Source organism: Agrobacterium sp. FDAARGOS_525, assembly GCF_003938925.1.
Lineage (GTDB): Bacteria > Pseudomonadota > Alphaproteobacteria > Rhizobiales > Rhizobiaceae > Agrobacterium > Agrobacterium pusense.
Window position 1 is genome coordinate 1,911,577 of record NZ_RKIU01000004.1, and the last position, 16,249, is coordinate 1,927,825.

Below are 16,249 nucleotides of genomic sequence, written 5' to 3' on the forward strand. Positions count from 1 at the left end.
TTTCACACTGTCGTTTGATAAATCGCACTGCTTGAGGCCGCCGGTCACGAAGGGCTGGCGGGATTGGGCGCCGGCCGGTCCGGGCCGGCGATGAGCGACGTGATTGCATCGAGCGGCAGCGGCTTTGAAAACCCGCCCTGTTGCGCCAGTTTGCCGGCCAGCGTCTGAACAGCGTCGTTATAGGGCGTTGGCACATTGTGAAGCCGGCCGAGCAATACGATCTCTCCGTTGAGGAAATCCACCTCGCTTGAGGCTCCGCGCCTGAAACTCTGCCACGTCGATTGCTGGCCCGGGTGAATGCCGCTGTTCGGCGCTACTCGCCAGTTCGAGATGTCTAAGGTTCGCTCGGAGGGCGAGGCGAGGGTGTAACCTGCCGCGTCGAGCACATGGCGGGCTTCATCCACCAGCGCCGCGCTGATCTTGTCGTTCAGATCGGCCGGGCCGTCGAACAGTTCGAGGACGTTGCGAACGTTGTGAAGGAGCTTTGCCGCTTTCCAGCGGCGGATATCGTCGCTGGCCTCGGCAAGATATCCCGCCCTGTTGAGGTCTGCCGTGACCTGCGTCGTCACGTCATCCTGTCCGAGCGGAAAACGCCCGACCGTCACGATGCCCAGTTGCGGCTCGCCGCCAACCACCACCTTCCCGGTTTCTGTGAACCGCGCCGGTGTCAGAATGCTTGCGCCATACACCCTGGAAAATGTTCTCAGGGCATTGGCTTCAGTCGCCAGTCCATTTTGAAAAGTCACTATAGGCAGCTGTGCAGCCGCCGGTGCCGTCGTGTTGGAGACGTTCTGCCAGGACCAGAAGGCGAGTGCGCTTATGGCATCCTGAGCCTTCACCGTGAGCAGGAGGATATCATCCCGTCTCAATTCCGGAAGATCCGTCAGGTCGAAGACCTTCAGATCGATCTGCCGCGTCTGTGCGGGTCGTTGAAAGGTGAGGCCATGCTGCCTGATATGGCTTATCTGGGCTCCCCGCCCGAAAAGTGCATAATCAATGCCGGAAAGTGCAAACTGTGCTGCAAGGCTCGCGCCCACCGCGCCGGCGCCAATGATAACATAACGTGGCATCTGTCGTTTCTCGTCCTGTCTTTTTACGCTCCGGATCTACGGAGATATTGGTGTGGTGATTGGTTCGGCGGTTTCGGCGGCGGTTGAGGACGGTGGCAGGATGCGTTCCGGAGCATTCTGAACGGATCGTAAGGCCTTCGAGCGGGGCAAAGGAAGACCGGTCATTCTATATCTACTAATTTTATAGAAAATAAGTTCCCGAAACCGGTGATTTCGGGAGAGATTGCGCCGCCCCGGCCCGCGCCTTGTATCGCCGGGGCAAGGGCGCGCCTTCGTTTGATACCGTCAGCCGCAATGGAATTTATTTGATAGCGAAACCGAGGCGACGCAACGTCCGGCTCAGTTCCGCACGGCCCTTCAGCGCGGCGGCGTTCTCCACACGCTGGGAAATGGGCCCTGTCCAGCCATTTTGGGGCAGGCCCTGTTTTTCCTGAAACACCTTTAATACCTCATCATAAGAATTGAGGTCATCGTGGGCGGGTTCCGAATAGGTTTCATGAAACAGAACGGATGATTGTGACAAGCGCGGTTTGACATCTGTTTTTACCGCTGGGTCAGGATAGCCGACCGTCAGGCCGAAGACGGCAACCGTCTCGGCAGGTAGGTTGAGTTCGCGGGCCACGTCCTCCGGCCTGTTGCGGATGCCGCCGACGTAGCAGGAGCCCAAGCCGACTGAATCAATTGCGGCTACAGCGTTCTGCGCTGCCAATGCAGCGTCGATGGCGCCGATCAGGAAGCTTTCCAGGTAATCCAGTCCTTCGCCCTCATTCCCCTGGCTTGAAGCGACCGTGCGCAACCGCTTCAGGTCGATAAGCCAGATGAGGAAAAGGGGGGCATTCTTTATATGAGCGTTGCCGCCGGTGAAACCCGCCAGTCGTGCCTTGCGCTCCTTGTCCTGCACCGCAACCACACTCCACGCCTGAAGATTGGATGATGTGGGCGCTGATTGCGCGGCGGCGACCAGAAGCTCCAGGCTGCCCTCCGGGAGAGCCTTGGGCAGATAGGCGCGGGCGGTGCGATGGTTCAGCAAGGCGTCGATGGTGTCATTCCAGAAAGGCGGAGAAAAATCGGCCTGCGTTCCATAACGGGCCTCGACGCGCTGCTGTGGGATTTCCAGTTTGGTAATCGGACTGGGCGGGGTCATCGGATGAAACTCCATAATTGGGGGTGGAAGGGTCGGGCTCGAATGTGCGGATCAGAAAGGTGGTAAATTCCTGTGATTTGATATGGCCGGCCGAGGCATCTGCCGAGCAATGTCCTTCTCAATCGCGATTTTGAGATGAAACAACATTTCCACGGGAATGCTGAAACAAACGCCGGCGAGATTTCTTCGCATTCCACCATCTGCTCCGGATGCGCAACGAAGATCCCGATGGATGGGGCAATTCAGCGCGAGTTTTGGTGCCTGTTTGCCTAAGTATTGAAATAAAATTCCGCAAGGAATGATTTCTTCGACTAGGAGGAAGAATTTTATCCTTAGGAATGCGCTGCATTGCCCCGATGCTTTCGTCATCGAAACGACGTTTTCAAACGGGGATTTTCATGACGATCGGACGCCGGCAGTTCAATAAAATGCTTCTTTTGGCAACAGCAGGAACGGCCCTGCCTGGTTCGGTCTTCGCAGCGGGCGGCGATGCGAGCCGGCCCGTCTCCGGCGGCACGCTCAGGCTGCTTTATCGTGTCGATCCCGGCAACGCGCTTTTCGCCATCAACACATCGTCAGGCACGGGGCAGGCGATCGGCCCGAAGATTGTTGAAGGCCTCCTCACATTCGATTTCGACCTCAAGCCGCAGCCCTTGCTGGCAACGGAATGGTCCGTTTCCGATGACCACCTGCGTTATACGTTCAAACTCAGGCCAAATGTGAAATGGCATGACGGCAAAGATTTTACATCGGAAGACGTTGCCTTTTCGATTTTCCGCCTGAAAGAAGCACACCCGCGCGGCCGCATAACCTACCAGAACGTTCAGGCGGTGGAGACGCCGGATCCCCTCACTGCCATTATCGTTCTGTCCAAACCCGCACCGTTCCTGATTGCTGCGCAATCGAGTTCGGAATCGCCGATCGTGCCGAAGCATATTTTCGAAAAGCTGAAGCCCGCCGATGGCCAGACGCTGCAGACTGCTATTGGCACCGGCCCCTTCAAACTGACCGAATGGACGCCGGGGAGCCATCTAATCTTCGATCGAAATCCCGATTATTGGGATGCTGGCAAACCCTATCTTGATCGCATCATCCTGCGCATCATCACCGACCCGGCTGCGCGGGCAGTGGCGCTGGAGACGGGGGAAGTCGATCTTGGCGACAACCCCGTGCCGCTGGCGGATCTCGAACGGCTGAAGCAGAACCCCGATCTCGTTCTGGATACGAACACCTATGCCTATGCGGGTCCGCAGCAGCAGTTGTTCTTCAATTATGATAACGAAATCTTCCGCAAGAAAGATGTTCGCCTGGCCATTGCGAAGGCAATCAACCTCGATGAGATCGTCAATGTGGCGCTCTTCGGTTATGCGCAGATATCACCCAGCCCCGTCAGCACGGCCCTTCCCAACTGGTATGATGCTTCGGTCAAGCCATATGCCTACGACCCGAAAGAGGCGGAAAAGTTACTCGACGCGGCGGGATATCCGCGCAAGGAGGACGGCAAGCGTTTTCCAGTACGATTGACGTATAATTCCTATCTGACACCAGGCTATGCCGATGTTCTTCGCAGCCAGCTTGAAAAGATCGGCATTGCCGTTGAAATCCGCAAATACGACCTGCCAACCTATCTGAAAACTGTCTACACCGACCGCGCCTTTGATCTTGTGGTGGAATCCCTCTCCAATACCTTCGACCCGTCGCTCGGTATCCAGCGCGCCTACTGGAGCAAGAATTTCAGGATCGGGCTGCCTTTTTCCAATGCGGCAAACTACGCCAATCCAGAGGCGGATGCGCTTCTTGAGGCGGCCGCCATCGAACCGGATCCGAAGAAACGCTGGGTAACCTGGAGCAAGTTCCAGCATCTTATCCATGACGACGTTGCCTCCGTCGATCTCGTGGCGGCGGGAAGCCAGATCGTGGCGCACAAGCGGGTCAGGAACTATGTCACCGGCGCGCAGGGGCTGAACTGGAGTTTCGGCGATCTGTGGCTCGATCCGACCGCTTGAAACCCCGCATGAAAATTCCGGATTTTTCAGGAGAAAACGCAATGTCCGTATATGCTGTAACAAAAGATCGTCTCATCGAATGGCTGCGGGATGGCAGGGAACTTGCGGTTCTGGATATCCGTGCCGCCGAGGAAGTGGGGTATGCTTCACCGCTATTTGTCGCCAACCTTCCGGTTGACAGGCTGGAGGCGGAAATCGATCGCTTCATTCCTCGCCCCGTCGTGCGCACCGTGCTGGTGGATGATGGAAAAGGCAGCGCGGAGCAGGCGGCCGAACGGCTTGCCGCCAAGGGTTGGACCGACATTCATTTTCTGCGTGGCGGAATCCCGGCATGGATCGAAGGTGGCGTTGAGGCGTTGCCGACATTCGATATTCCTGGCGTTCCTTTCGTTCAGAAGGTGAGAAGCGAGAAAAACACGCCTGTGGTTTTTGCGCGTGAGCTCAAGGCGTGGCAGGAAGCCGGTGAGGATGTTGTCATCCTCGATACGCGCACATTGCCGGAATATGAAAAGGCACATGTGCCTGGTGCGATCGGTGTGCCGGGTGCGGAACTCCTGCTGCGCTTTTCCGATCTCGTTCCCTCGCCAAAAACTAGGGTCGTCGTCTCCTGCGCGGGCCTGCCCCGCGCAATTCTCGGCGCGCAGACATTGATCGACGCCGGTGTCGAAAACGATGTCAGTTACCTGCATGATGGGACGCGGGGCTGGACGGATGATGGATTTGAGCTGGAAACAGGCCCCTCCCGGACATATTCGCATGTGAGCGCCAACGCGAAAGAGATTGCAGAGGCGCGGTTGAAGGCCTTTTCCAGGGATGACGATCTGCGCTTCATCGACCGTCCGACTGCCGAGACATGGTTGAAGGACCCATCACGAACGACCTATTTCCTGGACGTGCGCACACCGGAAGAGTTCGAGACGTCCCATCTGCAGGGCTCAATTTCGTCGGAAGGCGGGCAGCTTCTCGGTGTCGCCTATCGAACGATCGCGGTGCGCGGTGCCCGGGTCATTCTGGTGGATGACCTGCTCGGCGCCCGCGCCAGGGTCGTGGCCCACTGGCTGAAACGCAGAGGGTTCGAAATCGCGCTCCATTTACACGACTTCGAACAGGGTGCCGAAGCGGCAGCCGCCTAGACCCGGCCGGGTGTTCGCCAGACTGCTCCACAGACAGGAATTTGCAATGACCAATGCCAGCCATGCCTGGGGTTCTGCGCCCAGCAAACGTTTTAACGCGATCGCCGAGGGGTTTCGGGGAATTTTTGCCGAAATTGGCGAAGATTCGATACGACACGATCTGGAACGCGAGCTTCGTTTCGATGACTATGAAGCTTTGAAAAAGGCCGGCTTTTCCAGATTGCGCCTGCCGGAGAAATTTGGCGGCCTGGGGCTGACGCTTCCCGAGCTTTTTGGCTTGATCATTGAACTCGCGCAGGCGGATCCCAACCTCACCAATGCTTACCGCAGCCATCTTGGCTTTACGGAAGATCTGCTGAATGCACCAGCTTCGCCATGGCGGGATGCGTGGCTGGAGCGGATCGGACGTGGCGAAACCATTGGCAGCGGCTTTTCGGAAATCGGGGATGCCAAACTTGGAACCTATTCCACCCAGCTCACCCGGGATGGCGGCGGCTGGCGGCTGAATGGCGAGAAATATTATACGACCGGCTCGCTCTATGCCGACTGGATCACGCTTGGAGCCGTGGATGGGGACGGCATACCGGTTGGCGCGCTTGTTCCCACAAAGGCTGAAGGCGTCGAGATCGTCAACGATTGGGATGGTTTCGGACAGGCGCTGACGGCCAGCGGCACGGCGCGATTTACCGACGTGGCGATTTCCGAGGACCTCATCAAGCCGAGCGCGCTTCGTTTCAGCTATTCAGGCGGCTTTTTCCAGCTCGTCCATCTGGCCTCGCTTGCCGGGATCGGCCGCGCGGCCGCATTGGAAATCGCCCGCCATGTTGCGGAGCGCAAACGCGTCTATCAACGCAGTAACGCCGCGCGTTTTTCTGATGACCCTCAGGTGCTTCAGGTCGTGGGGCGGATCAGGGGTGCGGCCTATAGCGCCGGCGCCATCGTGTTAAAGGCCGCAGAAGCCCTGCAGGCTGCCTATGATGCCAATCTCTCTGGAGACGAGGAGCATATTGCATCTGCGAACCGTGACGCGGAGCTGGAGGTCAGCCAGTCGGTTACGGTGGTCAGCAACCTTATTCTGGATGCGTCCACTGTCCTCTTCGATGCGCTTGGCGCCTCGGCTGCAAAACGCAGCCATGGTCTCGATCGTCACTGGCGAAACGCCCGCACGATAACCTCGCACAATCCCCGTATCTATCACGACCGTATCGTTGGAGATTTCGCCGTGAACGGCGCCTCACCAGCACCAAATGGAGGCGTGGGGATAGCACCGCAAACGCAAACGCAAAAATCCGAAGCATGATCAAAACATGCGGTCCGACGGGCGATACGCACCAGAGCCTGTCGTTCTGTATCCACGCAGTGCAAACAGGGTAGTGAAATTGGGCAGGATTTATCGGGATTTTACAGACCTCGTCGGCAATACGCCGCTGGTGGAACTCGCCAGAATTCGGACGAAATACGATCTCCAATCGCGCATTCTTGCCAAGATCGAGTACCTCAATCCCGCAGGCAGTGTCAAAGACCGCACCGCCTGGGGCATCATACGTGAGGCTGAGAAGAGTGGCCGATTGAAACCGGGCGATCTTCTTTTCGATTTGACCAGCGGCAATACAGGCATCGGAATTGCAGCGGTTGCCTCCGCACGCGGCTATCGCACGAAATTTTACCTTCGCAATACCATCAGCGAAGACAAGCTCAATATCCTCAGGCAATTCGGCTCCGAGATCGAACTGATCGAAAATGAGGAGCTCTTCCAGCCGGATGCCATCCATCGCATCATAGACAGGATCAAAGCTGAAAATCCCGATGCCTTTTATACCGGTCAGCGTTCCAATGATGCCAACCCGCAGGTGCATTTCGAGACAACCGGGCCGGAAATCTGGCGCGATACCGAAGGTGACATCGATATTCTGGTCGCAACCGTTGGTACGGGCGGCACCGTGTTTGGTGCCGGACGTTTCCTGAAGGCGCAAAAACCGGCAATAAGAATCGTTGTTGCCGAGCCGACACCACAGTCCGTTCCATCCCCCGAAAATCCCGATGCTTCCACGATCGAAGGCGTCCACAAGGTCACCGAGGTGGAGGAAGGGACCTTGCCGGAAACCTACGACAGACGCATCGTGGATGAAGTCATTGCTGTTACCACCGAGGAGGCGCGGCGGGCAGCGCTTGCGGTGGCCAGAGAGGAGGGCTTCCTTGTGGGAACCTCATCCGGTGCAGCCATCTTTGCCGCGATCGAGCTTTCCCGCCGCGCGGAAAACAACGGAAAGACGATTGCGGTCGTGTTTCCGGATAGTGGCGAGCGCTATCTTTCGCTTTTTGATGCCCCTGACTGAAAAGTCTGCTCGCATGGTTCGCGGCCCCGGAGAAGTTTGAACTGTGCCCGTGAATGACCATGTCGGCGAAATCATTGCCCTCTGACGCCGGATGTGGAGCGAACACAAGACCGTCAGCCGCCGATGCTTGAAAAGAGTGCAGGCCGTTATTGAAGCGGCCTTGAATGTCCCATTTTCAAACGCTACATTCCATCGGTCCGCAGCAACAACAGGATGGTCGACAATGGATTTCAACCCGATAGCAACGCCACTTTGCCTTGCCATGCGGGAAAACCTTGTCCATGACCCACTTTATCACACTCTCCAATCTGTCCTGGTTCACGCCTGACGGTCGTTCGCTTTTCACCAATCTGAATATTGTGTTCGGCCCGGAGCGTGTCGGGCTTGTCGGTCGTAACGGCGCCGGCAAGACGACGCTCTTGAAGCTGATCGCCGGCGAATTGACACCATCTTCGGGTTCTGTCTCTGCACCGTCGGGTATCCACATCCTGCGTCAAAGCGTCCAGGTGGCCGAAGATGAGACGATTGCCGATCTCTTTGGCGCGCGTGATGCGCTCGCTGTGCTTGAACGGGCGCAGGCGGGTGGCGCGACGTTGGAGGAACTGGCCGATATTGATTGGATGCTTGAGACGAATATCGAGGCGGCACTCGCGCGCTTCGGCCTGTCCATGCCCGCGACGACACTGCTCGCCCGACTCTCCGGCGGGCAGCGCACCCGTGCAGCGCTTGCCGCTCAAATCTATCATGCACCGGAGTTCCTGATCCTCGACGAACCCACGAACAACCTCGATCGTGACGGTCGGACTGCAGTGATCGAACTTGTGAGCGGCTGGCGTCACGGCGCAATCATTGTCAGCCATGATCGTGAATTGCTCGAAACGGTCGACAGCATTGCTGAACTGACATCGCTCGGTATCAGCCGTTATGGCGGAAACTGGGACCACTACAGCGATCGCAAGGCACTGGAGCTTGACAATGCCAGGCATGAACTGGCCGAGGCCGAGAAGCGGCTCAGCGCCGTCGAGCGCAGGGCGCAGGAGACGGCCGAGCGGCAGGCTCGTCGCGATGGTGCAGGCAAAAGGAAGGCGGCGGAAGGAGGAATACCGAGAATTTCGGCCGGAGGGCGCGCCATGCGGGCGGAGCAGACAAGCGGTGACAACGCCGCCACGGCGCGCCGAATGACGGGGGAGGCCAAGGCAGACGTCGCAGAGGCGCGAGGGCGCATTGAGGTGCTTGAACCATTCATGCTGTCCATACCGTCCACCGGACTGGCGGCGTCAAAGACGGTTCTGCGGCTGGAAGACGTAACTGCGGGTTACGAACGCAATGCGCCTGTCCTGTCCGATCTGTCGCTTGCGATTACAGGTCCGGAACGGATTGCGGTGGCGGGGCCGAACGGTTCGGGAAAGACGACGCTGCTTTCCGTCATCACCGGGTCTCTCGCGCCATTTTCTGGTTCGGTCCGAGTTGAGGTTGCTTGCGCGTTGCTGGACCAGAAGGTCAGCTTGCTGCGACCCGGGCTATCCATCCGGGACAATTTCATGCGTCTCAACCCGCGGTCCAGTGATAACGCCTGCAGGGCCGCTCTTGCCCGCTTCCTGTTTCGCGGCGACGCCGGTTTGCAGGATGTGCGGCATCTGTCTGGCGGCCAGATGCTGCGCGCCGGCCTTGCCTGCGTCCTTGGCAACCAGAAGCCGCCGCAGCTTCTCATACTCGATGAACCCACCAATCACCTCGATCTTGATTCCGTCGCGATCGTGGAGGCCGGCCTGAAAGCGTATGACGGCGCAATTCTGGTCGTCAGCCACGACGAGGCGTTTCTGGAGGGGATCGGCGTGTCCCGACGGTTTGAGCTTCATGGACGCCGTCAAACATGAGCAACGCCGCGCATTTTAGCGCGGCATTTGGTCATTCCAGAAGCCAGCTCGACGGTCTGAAGAACGTCCTGAGGCTCTCTGTGCAGACGATTGACGGCAGCACGCATCTTGATTTCTTGTTTCGAAACGGAGCGGCTACCCGCCACTGCGGTTCAGCGTTAAACCTGTGCCTGGCCGCCGTCCGCGAAGAGCTCGGCGCCGTTGACGAAGCTCGCATCATCGGAGGCGAGGAACAGCGTCGCCTTGGCGATTTCCTCGGCTTCGCCGACGCGACCGAGAGGGATGCGAGAGGCGAGGTAGTCGAGCAGGCCCTGCTGCTGTTCCTTGTCGTCGCCTGCAAGTTCGACGAGGCCTGGTGTGCGCGTGGCGCCGGGCGAGATGACGTTGACGCGGATGCCCGTGCCCTTGAGGTCGAGAGCCCAGGAACGAGCCAGGTTGCGCACCGCGGCCTTGGAAGCGGAATAGACGGAAAAGGCAGCCGTGCCTTCGGTGCCGGCAGTCGAACCCGTCAGCACGATGGACGAGCCCTTGCCCATCAGCGGAAGTGCCGCCTGCACGGTCAGGATCACAGCTTTCACGTTGCGGCCAAAGGTGTCGTCAATCTGCTCCTCGGTGATCTGGCCGAGCGGCAGCATGGTGCCGCCACCGGCATTGACGATGAGGGCGTCAAGGCGGCCCTGTTCCGCCTTCACCTGGGCGAACAGCTTGTCGAGGTCAGGGTTGCTCGAGGAGTCCGCCTGGACGCCGACCGCGCCCTGTCCTATTTCTGCCACCGCCTCGTCCAGAGCGGCCTTGCGGCGGCCGGTGATATAGACGCGTGCGCCTTCGGCAGCGAACAACTTGGCCGTCGAAAGACCGATGCCGCTGGTTGCTCCGGTGATGACGGCGATCTTGTTTTGAAGCCTGTCGGCCATGTTAACTTTCCTGACGCTTGCGCGCGCGAAATGGTTCAGCCCGAATGCACGGCCTGTTGAAGTTCTGGATTTGCTCGGGATGTGGCGCTGGCCATTGGCCTTGTCACCGTCCGATGAGGAGAAGTTAGTTCGTCAGCCCGGTGGAGAGAAGCCGCTCAGGATGGAGACATTATCCATCTGGATGGATAGTCGTCTTCGTCACATCGCGCCGTGCGTCGACCGCTTCGAACACCTTCGCTGTCCATTCCGTGAAGGCGCGTAGCCGCGGATTTGGGAAACGATCAGCGGGATAGACGAGATGAAGGGGATGATTGTCCGGCTTCCAGTCGGGCAGAAGTTCAACCAGCGCCCCGCTCTTGAAATGGGGCCGCGCGAGAAATCCGAAGCTTTGGCCAATTCCCAGTCCCGACAGCAGCGCGTTCAGATGCGCGGTGCTCTCGTTGACGGAAACGCCGCCAGAGGCCGGGAGATACTCGCTTCGCTCTTCGCCGCGCTGAAAACGCAATGGAAATCTCTTTCCAGATGACGCGGAGAAGTAGGAGACGATCCGATGCTTCTCGATATCGTCAGGTCGCTCCGGCAACTGCAGACCAGCCAGATAAGTGGGCGATGCGCAAATGACGTAGTCCAGCTCGCACAGCTTCCGCGCCTTCATTGATGAGTCACCCAGCGCCCCGCCGCGAATGACGCAATCGATACCCTCACTGACGAGATCGGCGGGGCGATCGCTGACACCGAGCATGAGATCGATTTCTGGATAATGGCGCTGAAAATCCGAAAGTGCCGGGATGAGGATCTGGTTTGCCAGCACAGATCCGATGTCGACGCGCAGCTTTCCTTTGGGTGTGCTGCGGGAGCCGGCAATAGTGCCGTCCATGTCATCGAGATCGGCGAGGAGCTTCAGCGCGCGTTCGTGATAGGCGACGCCCTCCGTGGTCATCGTGACCGACCTCGTGGTGCGCTCCACGAGCTTTGTTCCGAGATGTGCCTCGAGATCCTGCACCAGCTTGCTGACTGAGGACCGAGGAAGGTTCAGCATATCCGCCGCCTTGGCGAAGGACCCGGCTTCGGCGACGCGGACAAATGTTCGAATGGCGAGTATCTGATCCAAGAGAGGCCCAACAAGCAGGTGGAGATAATCTACATCTACACATGCCCGGCGAGCCCTGCCATGCAGGTTCTTGCGAAAGGTAGATAAATCTGCGCCATACGACGATATCCGAACGTTCATTCACGAACACAGGCAAAACGCCGCGTGTCCTTTCGGGCACGCGGCGATTTATCGTGAAACCGGATGGCAATTCCCTCGCGATCCGGTTCCGTTCATGCCTGTGCGTCAGCCGATCTTCACATTGTCGTCGCGCTTGATGGCGATGACGGTCGAGCGGGGCAGCTTGCCTTCGCCGTCCGGGAAGGGGGCGTCGGGGTGCTGGATGCCGACGAAGTGGGTGCGCTTGTCGGCGGACCAGGTCTGGCCGGTGACTTCGGAACCCTTCGGCGCAGTCAGGAAGCGCTCAATGCGGCCAGTGGCCGGGTCGCCCGCCAGCATCTGGTTGTTGCCCTGGCCGGCGAAGTTGCCTTCATTGGTGTCCTCGCCATCGGTCTGGATCCAGAGCAGGCCGGTCGAGTCGAACATCATGCCGTCAGGCGAATTGAACATGTTGCCTTCGTTGATGTTCGGGGAGCCGGCATAGGCGTCCTTGTGGACGGCGGGGTTACCGGCCATGCAGAACAGGTCCCACTTGAACTTGCCGTCCGCATGGTCGTCATTTTCCGGATACCAGCGCACGATCTGGCCGTATTCGTTCTTCTCGCGCGGGTTGGCGGCATTGATCGCCATGGCGTCGCCGCCGGCATTGGCGCGCAGCTTGCCGTCCTTCATTTCGCCGCGGCGGCTGTTGTTGGTCAGCGCGCAATAGGCTTCGATGGCGACGGGGTTGATGGCGACCCATTCCGGGCGGTCCATGGTCGTCGCGCCCACCTTGGAAGCGGCCTGGCGGGTGAAGACGCAGATTTCGTCGATCTTCATGCCCGTGGTTTCCGGCGTCAGGGCAAGCCACTCGCCGGCACCGTCATCGGAGAACTTCGCGACGTAAAGCGTGCCTTCGTCCAGCAGCTTGGAGGTGTCGCCGCCCGGCACGTAGATGCCGCTGGAGACGAATTTGTAGAGGAACTCGCCGCGCTCGTCGTCACCCATGTAAACGACGACACGGCCGTCACGGGCGATCACCACGGCGGCGTTTTCATGCTTGATGCGGCCAAGCGCGGTGCGCTTGATCGGCGTGGACTTGGCGTCCGAGGGATCGATCTCGACCACGTAACCGGCGCGGCGTGGTTCATTGGGGTTCTTGGCAACGTCGAAACGGGCGTCGAACTTCTCATAGGCGTAGCGGGTCTCGGCGACGATGCCGTAACGCTTGTAATCGTCAGGCAGCTTGAAGGCGGCGTCGGTGGTGCCGAAATAGCCGTTGAAGTTCTCTTCGCAGGTGAGGTAGGTGCCCCAGGGCGTGCGGCCTGCGCCGCAATTGTTGAAGGTGCCGAGACAGTCGACACCCTTGGGGTCGGCGGCGGTCTTGACGAGATCGGAGCCTGCGGCCGGGCCGGAAAGCTTCATCGGCGTGTTGTGGTGGATACGGCGGTTGAAAGGGCTGTCGAGAACGATTTTCCAGCCGTCCTTGTCTTCCGCGACTTCCATGACGGTGACGCCCTGCATGTTCTGCAGGATTTTCACGTCGTCGGCCGTCTTCGGGTTGCCTTTTTCGGCGTGCGGCAGGTTGGTTTCCGGGTTCACATATTCATGATTGACGGCGATCAGCTGGTGGTTGCCCACCACGAAGAGTTCCATGCCGTCGGTATTTTCGCCGAAGACCTTGTCGGAATTTTCAACGCTGACGCCCTTTGCGGGGTCGAGATCAGGAACGTTGGAGAACAGCGGCTGGCCCCATTTCGCCAGCGGCTTCCAGTTATAGCCTTCCGGCACATGGATGGTGTGGTCGGTGGCGGCGGCAACCGGCTTGAAGGGGAAACGGCCGACGGCGGCTTCCTGCGCTTCGGCCGAGGTGCTGCTCATCAGGTTGCCGAGCGTGCCCATGGCGGCTGCGGCCGAACCGAAGGCGAGCACGCCGCCCAGAAAGCCGCGGCGGGAAATCGCGGTTTCGACCACGCGGTCGAAATCGGTTTCGGTCGGCGGCGGGTTCTGCAGTTCGTCCCACTCGTCCCAGGACAATTTGCTCGTATCGATGTCGGTCATATCGTGTCTCCACCGTTCAATGTTTGGAATCATTCCACAGGCTGCGTACCTTCCGAGTGTTTCACTCGGATGACGGGAAGACAGGTTTAAAATATGATTGTCGCGGTTATGAATCTGCTGTTTTTCCCTCAATGCGGGATGAGCACGCGGGTGAGAAGCTGGCCCTCGAAGCGGCAGAAACGGAAAGGAACCTCCGTTCCGCACCGCCATTCCTCGCTGAGTTCGGCCGTCAGGCACAAGGATCCCGAGCCATTTGCGTCCAGGCGGGATAATTCGGCCGCCTCGAAAAAGAACAGCTTTTCCACCATGGGATACAGCGCCTTGAACAGGCTTTCCTTGGCCGAGAAAATCAAGCCGGTGATGAAGGGATCGATAATGTTGCCGAGGTTGTAGCGCTCATTCGCGGTCAGGAGTTGTGGGGCGATATCGCGGGCCTCCTCCTCTGTCAGTAGTTTTTCGATATCGACGCCGATAGCGCTAAACTGTCGACAGCAGCCTACAAGCGCAATCGCCGTACCCTCGCTGTGGGAAATTGCGCCAATCACCCCTTCGGGCCAGAGAGGCGCACGGTCCTCGCCCATACCGGGAAAGATGGAACGGCCGGTCAGGCGGCGGATGGCTTCCGCAGCGCATCTGCGCCCCGCGATGAATTCCGCCTTGCGTCTTTGCGTGGCGCTTGAAAGCTGCGGCGGCAAGGGAGGGACCTCGCCGCCGCAGCCCTCATCGGCGCTGAAACGAAGGGTAAGGCAATGGCAGCCGCATATGTCGTCCGGCCAAGGCCAGATGGCCTCGGGTGGATCGCCGGAGATGGCGTCGTGATCAAACGCCGTTACAACGTCCATGTCCCTTACTCTCAATCCAACGGCTCGAATTCAAGCCGCAAGCGTGGCACCGCCATCAACCACGATCTGCTGCATCGTCACGTGCCCGGCCTGATCGGAGGCGAGGAACAGCACGGTATCGGCAATATCGTCCGGCCTTGCGATCTTGCCGAGCGGAATGCCGAGCTTGAACTGCTCGGGCAGGCCGGCGACCAGCCGGTCCTTGCCGGCAGGATCGCTCAACATGCCGGCAAGCATCGGCGTATCGGTGGACCCGGGTGAAACGACGTTGCAGCGCACGCCATAGGGCGCAAGCTCGAGGGCGGCGCAATGGCTGAGGCTGACCAGCGCCGCCTTGGAGGCGCAATAGGCCATCATGCCGATGCGCGGCACGACGGCGGCATTGGAGCCGATATTGACGATTGCGCCGCGCCGCTGCCGTTTGAAGGTGGCGCTCCACTGTCTCAGCATATGGAACGGCCCGGCAGCGTTGACATCCATGCACGCCTTCCAGTCTGCGGGCGTCAGGCTTTCACTGTCGCCGAGCCGCAATATGCCGGCGGCATTGACGAGAATGTCGAGCCCGCCCCATTCGGTCTCGATCGCCTTGCAGGCCCTCTCCACCGCCGCCGCATCGGTGATGTCGAGTGCGATCTGGCGGAAGGGCGCTTCCGCCGTTCTGGCCTGGAGGTCGAGGCCGATGAGATCGGCCCCTTCCTCGATGAAACGTTCGGCGATGCGGCGGCCGATGCCCTGAGCCGTACCCGTCACCAGCACGCGCCGCCCGGTAAATCTCTGTTGCGTCATCTTTTTTGTCCGCTCAGGCCGCGAGCCGCTTTTGGTCGATCAGCGTCCACCAGGCGGAGAGAGTGGGCACACGCGCAAGCTCATCGAAGCCGACGGTGACGCCGCGTTCCTTCAACTCTCCGGCAAGCTTCATCACCTGCAGGGAATCCAGCCCGTAGAAGATTAGGTTTTCGTCGGGGTCGATATCGCTCTCATCCTCCACCATCTGCAGGACGCGGGCTTTCAGCCATTCGCTGATATCGTCGCCCTTTCCCGCGCCGACAAGGCTTGCGGCATCGATCACCACGCCGCAGCGTGTGGCCACATATTGCAGCGCCATGCGATGCTCCGCCTCGGAAAAATCGGCAACGCCATCACCGATCATGAACGGCTGGATGTCCTTCATAAAGGCTTCCACTGCCGTCATCATGCAGCCTATATGGGCATAAACGCCGCCGACGATGATCTGATCACGGTTCCAGCCCTTCATACGTTCGGCAAGGTCGGAGCGCTGGAAAGCGCTGTAGCGCCATTTGGTCAGCACCACGTCGTCAGGCGTGGGGGCGAGCTTGTCCACCACCTTCTGCAGTTCGGGATCAACGACGGTCAGACCCGGTCCCCACATGTCGTTCAGAAGAGCGCGGTCGCCGGGCGGCTGATTATGCGGCTGGGCGGTGTAAATGACAGGGACGCCGTTCTGAGCGGCCCATGTCTTCACCTTGACGAGATTGTCGATGAGGGTCGTCATCAGCTTGCCGTCGGCCTCGTAGAACCGCAGGAAATAACGCTGCATGTCGTGGATGAGGAGTACGGCGCGTTTCGCATCGGGCTGCCATTTTGTCTTGTTGGCCGGAAAACTCGCGGCGACCGGCATGGGATAGTCGGAAATGGTGGGGATCGTCATGATGACCT

13 protein-coding genes are annotated in these 16,249 nt (G+C 59.3%); 5 read left to right on the forward strand and 8 right to left on the reverse strand.

Annotated elements, in window-relative coordinates; all coding sequences use genetic code 11:
- Positions 1-44 precede the first annotated feature (44 nt).
- Both EGT36_RS25340 and EGT36_RS25345 read right to left on the reverse strand, forming a co-directional pair.
- Positions 45-1,070, reverse strand: a complete 1,026-nt coding sequence (locus EGT36_RS25340; RefSeq protein WP_125271286.1) for a ketopantoate reductase family protein — start codon at positions 1,068-1,070, stop codon at positions 45-47.
- Positions 1,071-1,371: 301 nt separating this feature from the next.
- Positions 1,372-2,214 (reverse strand): NADPH-dependent oxidoreductase, encoded by an 843-nt coding sequence (locus EGT36_RS25345; RefSeq protein ID WP_125271287.1) that lies wholly within the window; start codon positions 2,212-2,214, stop codon positions 1,372-1,374.
- 398 nt (positions 2,215-2,612) lie between these two features.
- Here EGT36_RS25345 and EGT36_RS25350 point away from each other — a divergent pair, with 398 nt between their 5' ends.
- The 5 genes from EGT36_RS25350 (at position 2,613) to EGT36_RS25370 (ending at position 9,566) form a co-directional block, all read left to right on the forward strand.
- Entirely contained in the window at positions 2,613-4,220 is a 1,608-nt protein-coding gene (locus EGT36_RS25350; protein WP_125271288.1) for an ABC transporter substrate-binding protein, read from the forward strand.
- A gap of 41 nt (positions 4,221-4,261) precedes the next feature.
- Positions 4,262-5,353 carry a rhodanese-like domain-containing protein gene (locus EGT36_RS25355; protein WP_125271289.1) on the forward strand — a complete coding sequence of 364 codons (1,092 nt, stop codon included), beginning with the start codon at positions 4,262-4,264 and terminating at the stop codon, positions 5,351-5,353.
- Positions 5,354-5,399: 46 nt separating this feature from the next.
- On the forward strand, positions 5,400-6,653 hold the full coding sequence (locus EGT36_RS25360; RefSeq protein WP_107339512.1) for an acyl-CoA dehydrogenase family protein: 1,254 nt from the start codon (positions 5,400-5,402) through the stop codon (positions 6,651-6,653).
- Between the two features lie 73 nt (positions 6,654-6,726).
- Positions 6,727-7,689, forward strand: a complete 963-nt coding sequence (locus tag EGT36_RS25365; protein ID WP_286084339.1) for a PLP-dependent cysteine synthase family protein — start codon at positions 6,727-6,729, stop codon at positions 7,687-7,689.
- 281 nt (positions 7,690-7,970) lie between these two features.
- Entirely contained in the window at positions 7,971-9,566 is a 1,596-nt protein-coding gene (locus EGT36_RS25370; protein WP_125271291.1) for an ABC-F family ATP-binding cassette domain-containing protein, read from the forward strand.
- A gap of 158 nt (positions 9,567-9,724) precedes the next feature.
- Here EGT36_RS25370 and EGT36_RS25375 read toward each other — a convergent pair whose 3' ends face one another.
- The 6 genes from EGT36_RS25375 to EGT36_RS25400 form a co-directional block, all read right to left on the reverse strand.
- Complete coding sequence (locus EGT36_RS25375; RefSeq protein ID WP_125271292.1) at positions 9,725-10,480, reverse strand: SDR family NAD(P)-dependent oxidoreductase; 756 nt, start codon at positions 10,478-10,480, stop codon at positions 9,725-9,727.
- Between the two features lie 169 nt (positions 10,481-10,649).
- On the reverse strand, positions 10,650-11,591 hold the full coding sequence (locus EGT36_RS25380) for a LysR family transcriptional regulator (protein ID WP_125271293.1): 942 nt from the start codon (positions 11,589-11,591) through the stop codon (positions 10,650-10,652).
- Positions 11,592-11,816: 225 nt separating this feature from the next.
- Entirely contained in the window at positions 11,817-13,730 is a 1,914-nt protein-coding gene (locus EGT36_RS25385) for a PhoX family protein (RefSeq protein WP_125271294.1), read from the reverse strand.
- A gap of 128 nt (positions 13,731-13,858) precedes the next feature.
- On the reverse strand, positions 13,859-14,572 hold the full coding sequence (locus EGT36_RS25390) for a 4'-phosphopantetheinyl transferase family protein (protein WP_125271295.1): 714 nt from the start codon (positions 14,570-14,572) through the stop codon (positions 13,859-13,861).
- Positions 14,573-14,602: 30 nt separating this feature from the next.
- On the reverse strand, positions 14,603-15,358 hold the full coding sequence (dhbA, locus tag EGT36_RS25395; protein WP_006698362.1) for a 2,3-dihydro-2,3-dihydroxybenzoate dehydrogenase: 756 nt from the start codon (positions 15,356-15,358) through the stop codon (positions 14,603-14,605).
- A 13-nt stretch (positions 15,359-15,371) separates the two neighbouring features.
- Complete coding sequence (locus EGT36_RS25400; protein ID WP_125271296.1) at positions 15,372-16,241, reverse strand: isochorismatase; 870 nt, start codon at positions 16,239-16,241, stop codon at positions 15,372-15,374.
- Positions 16,242-16,249: the final 8 nt, after the last annotated feature.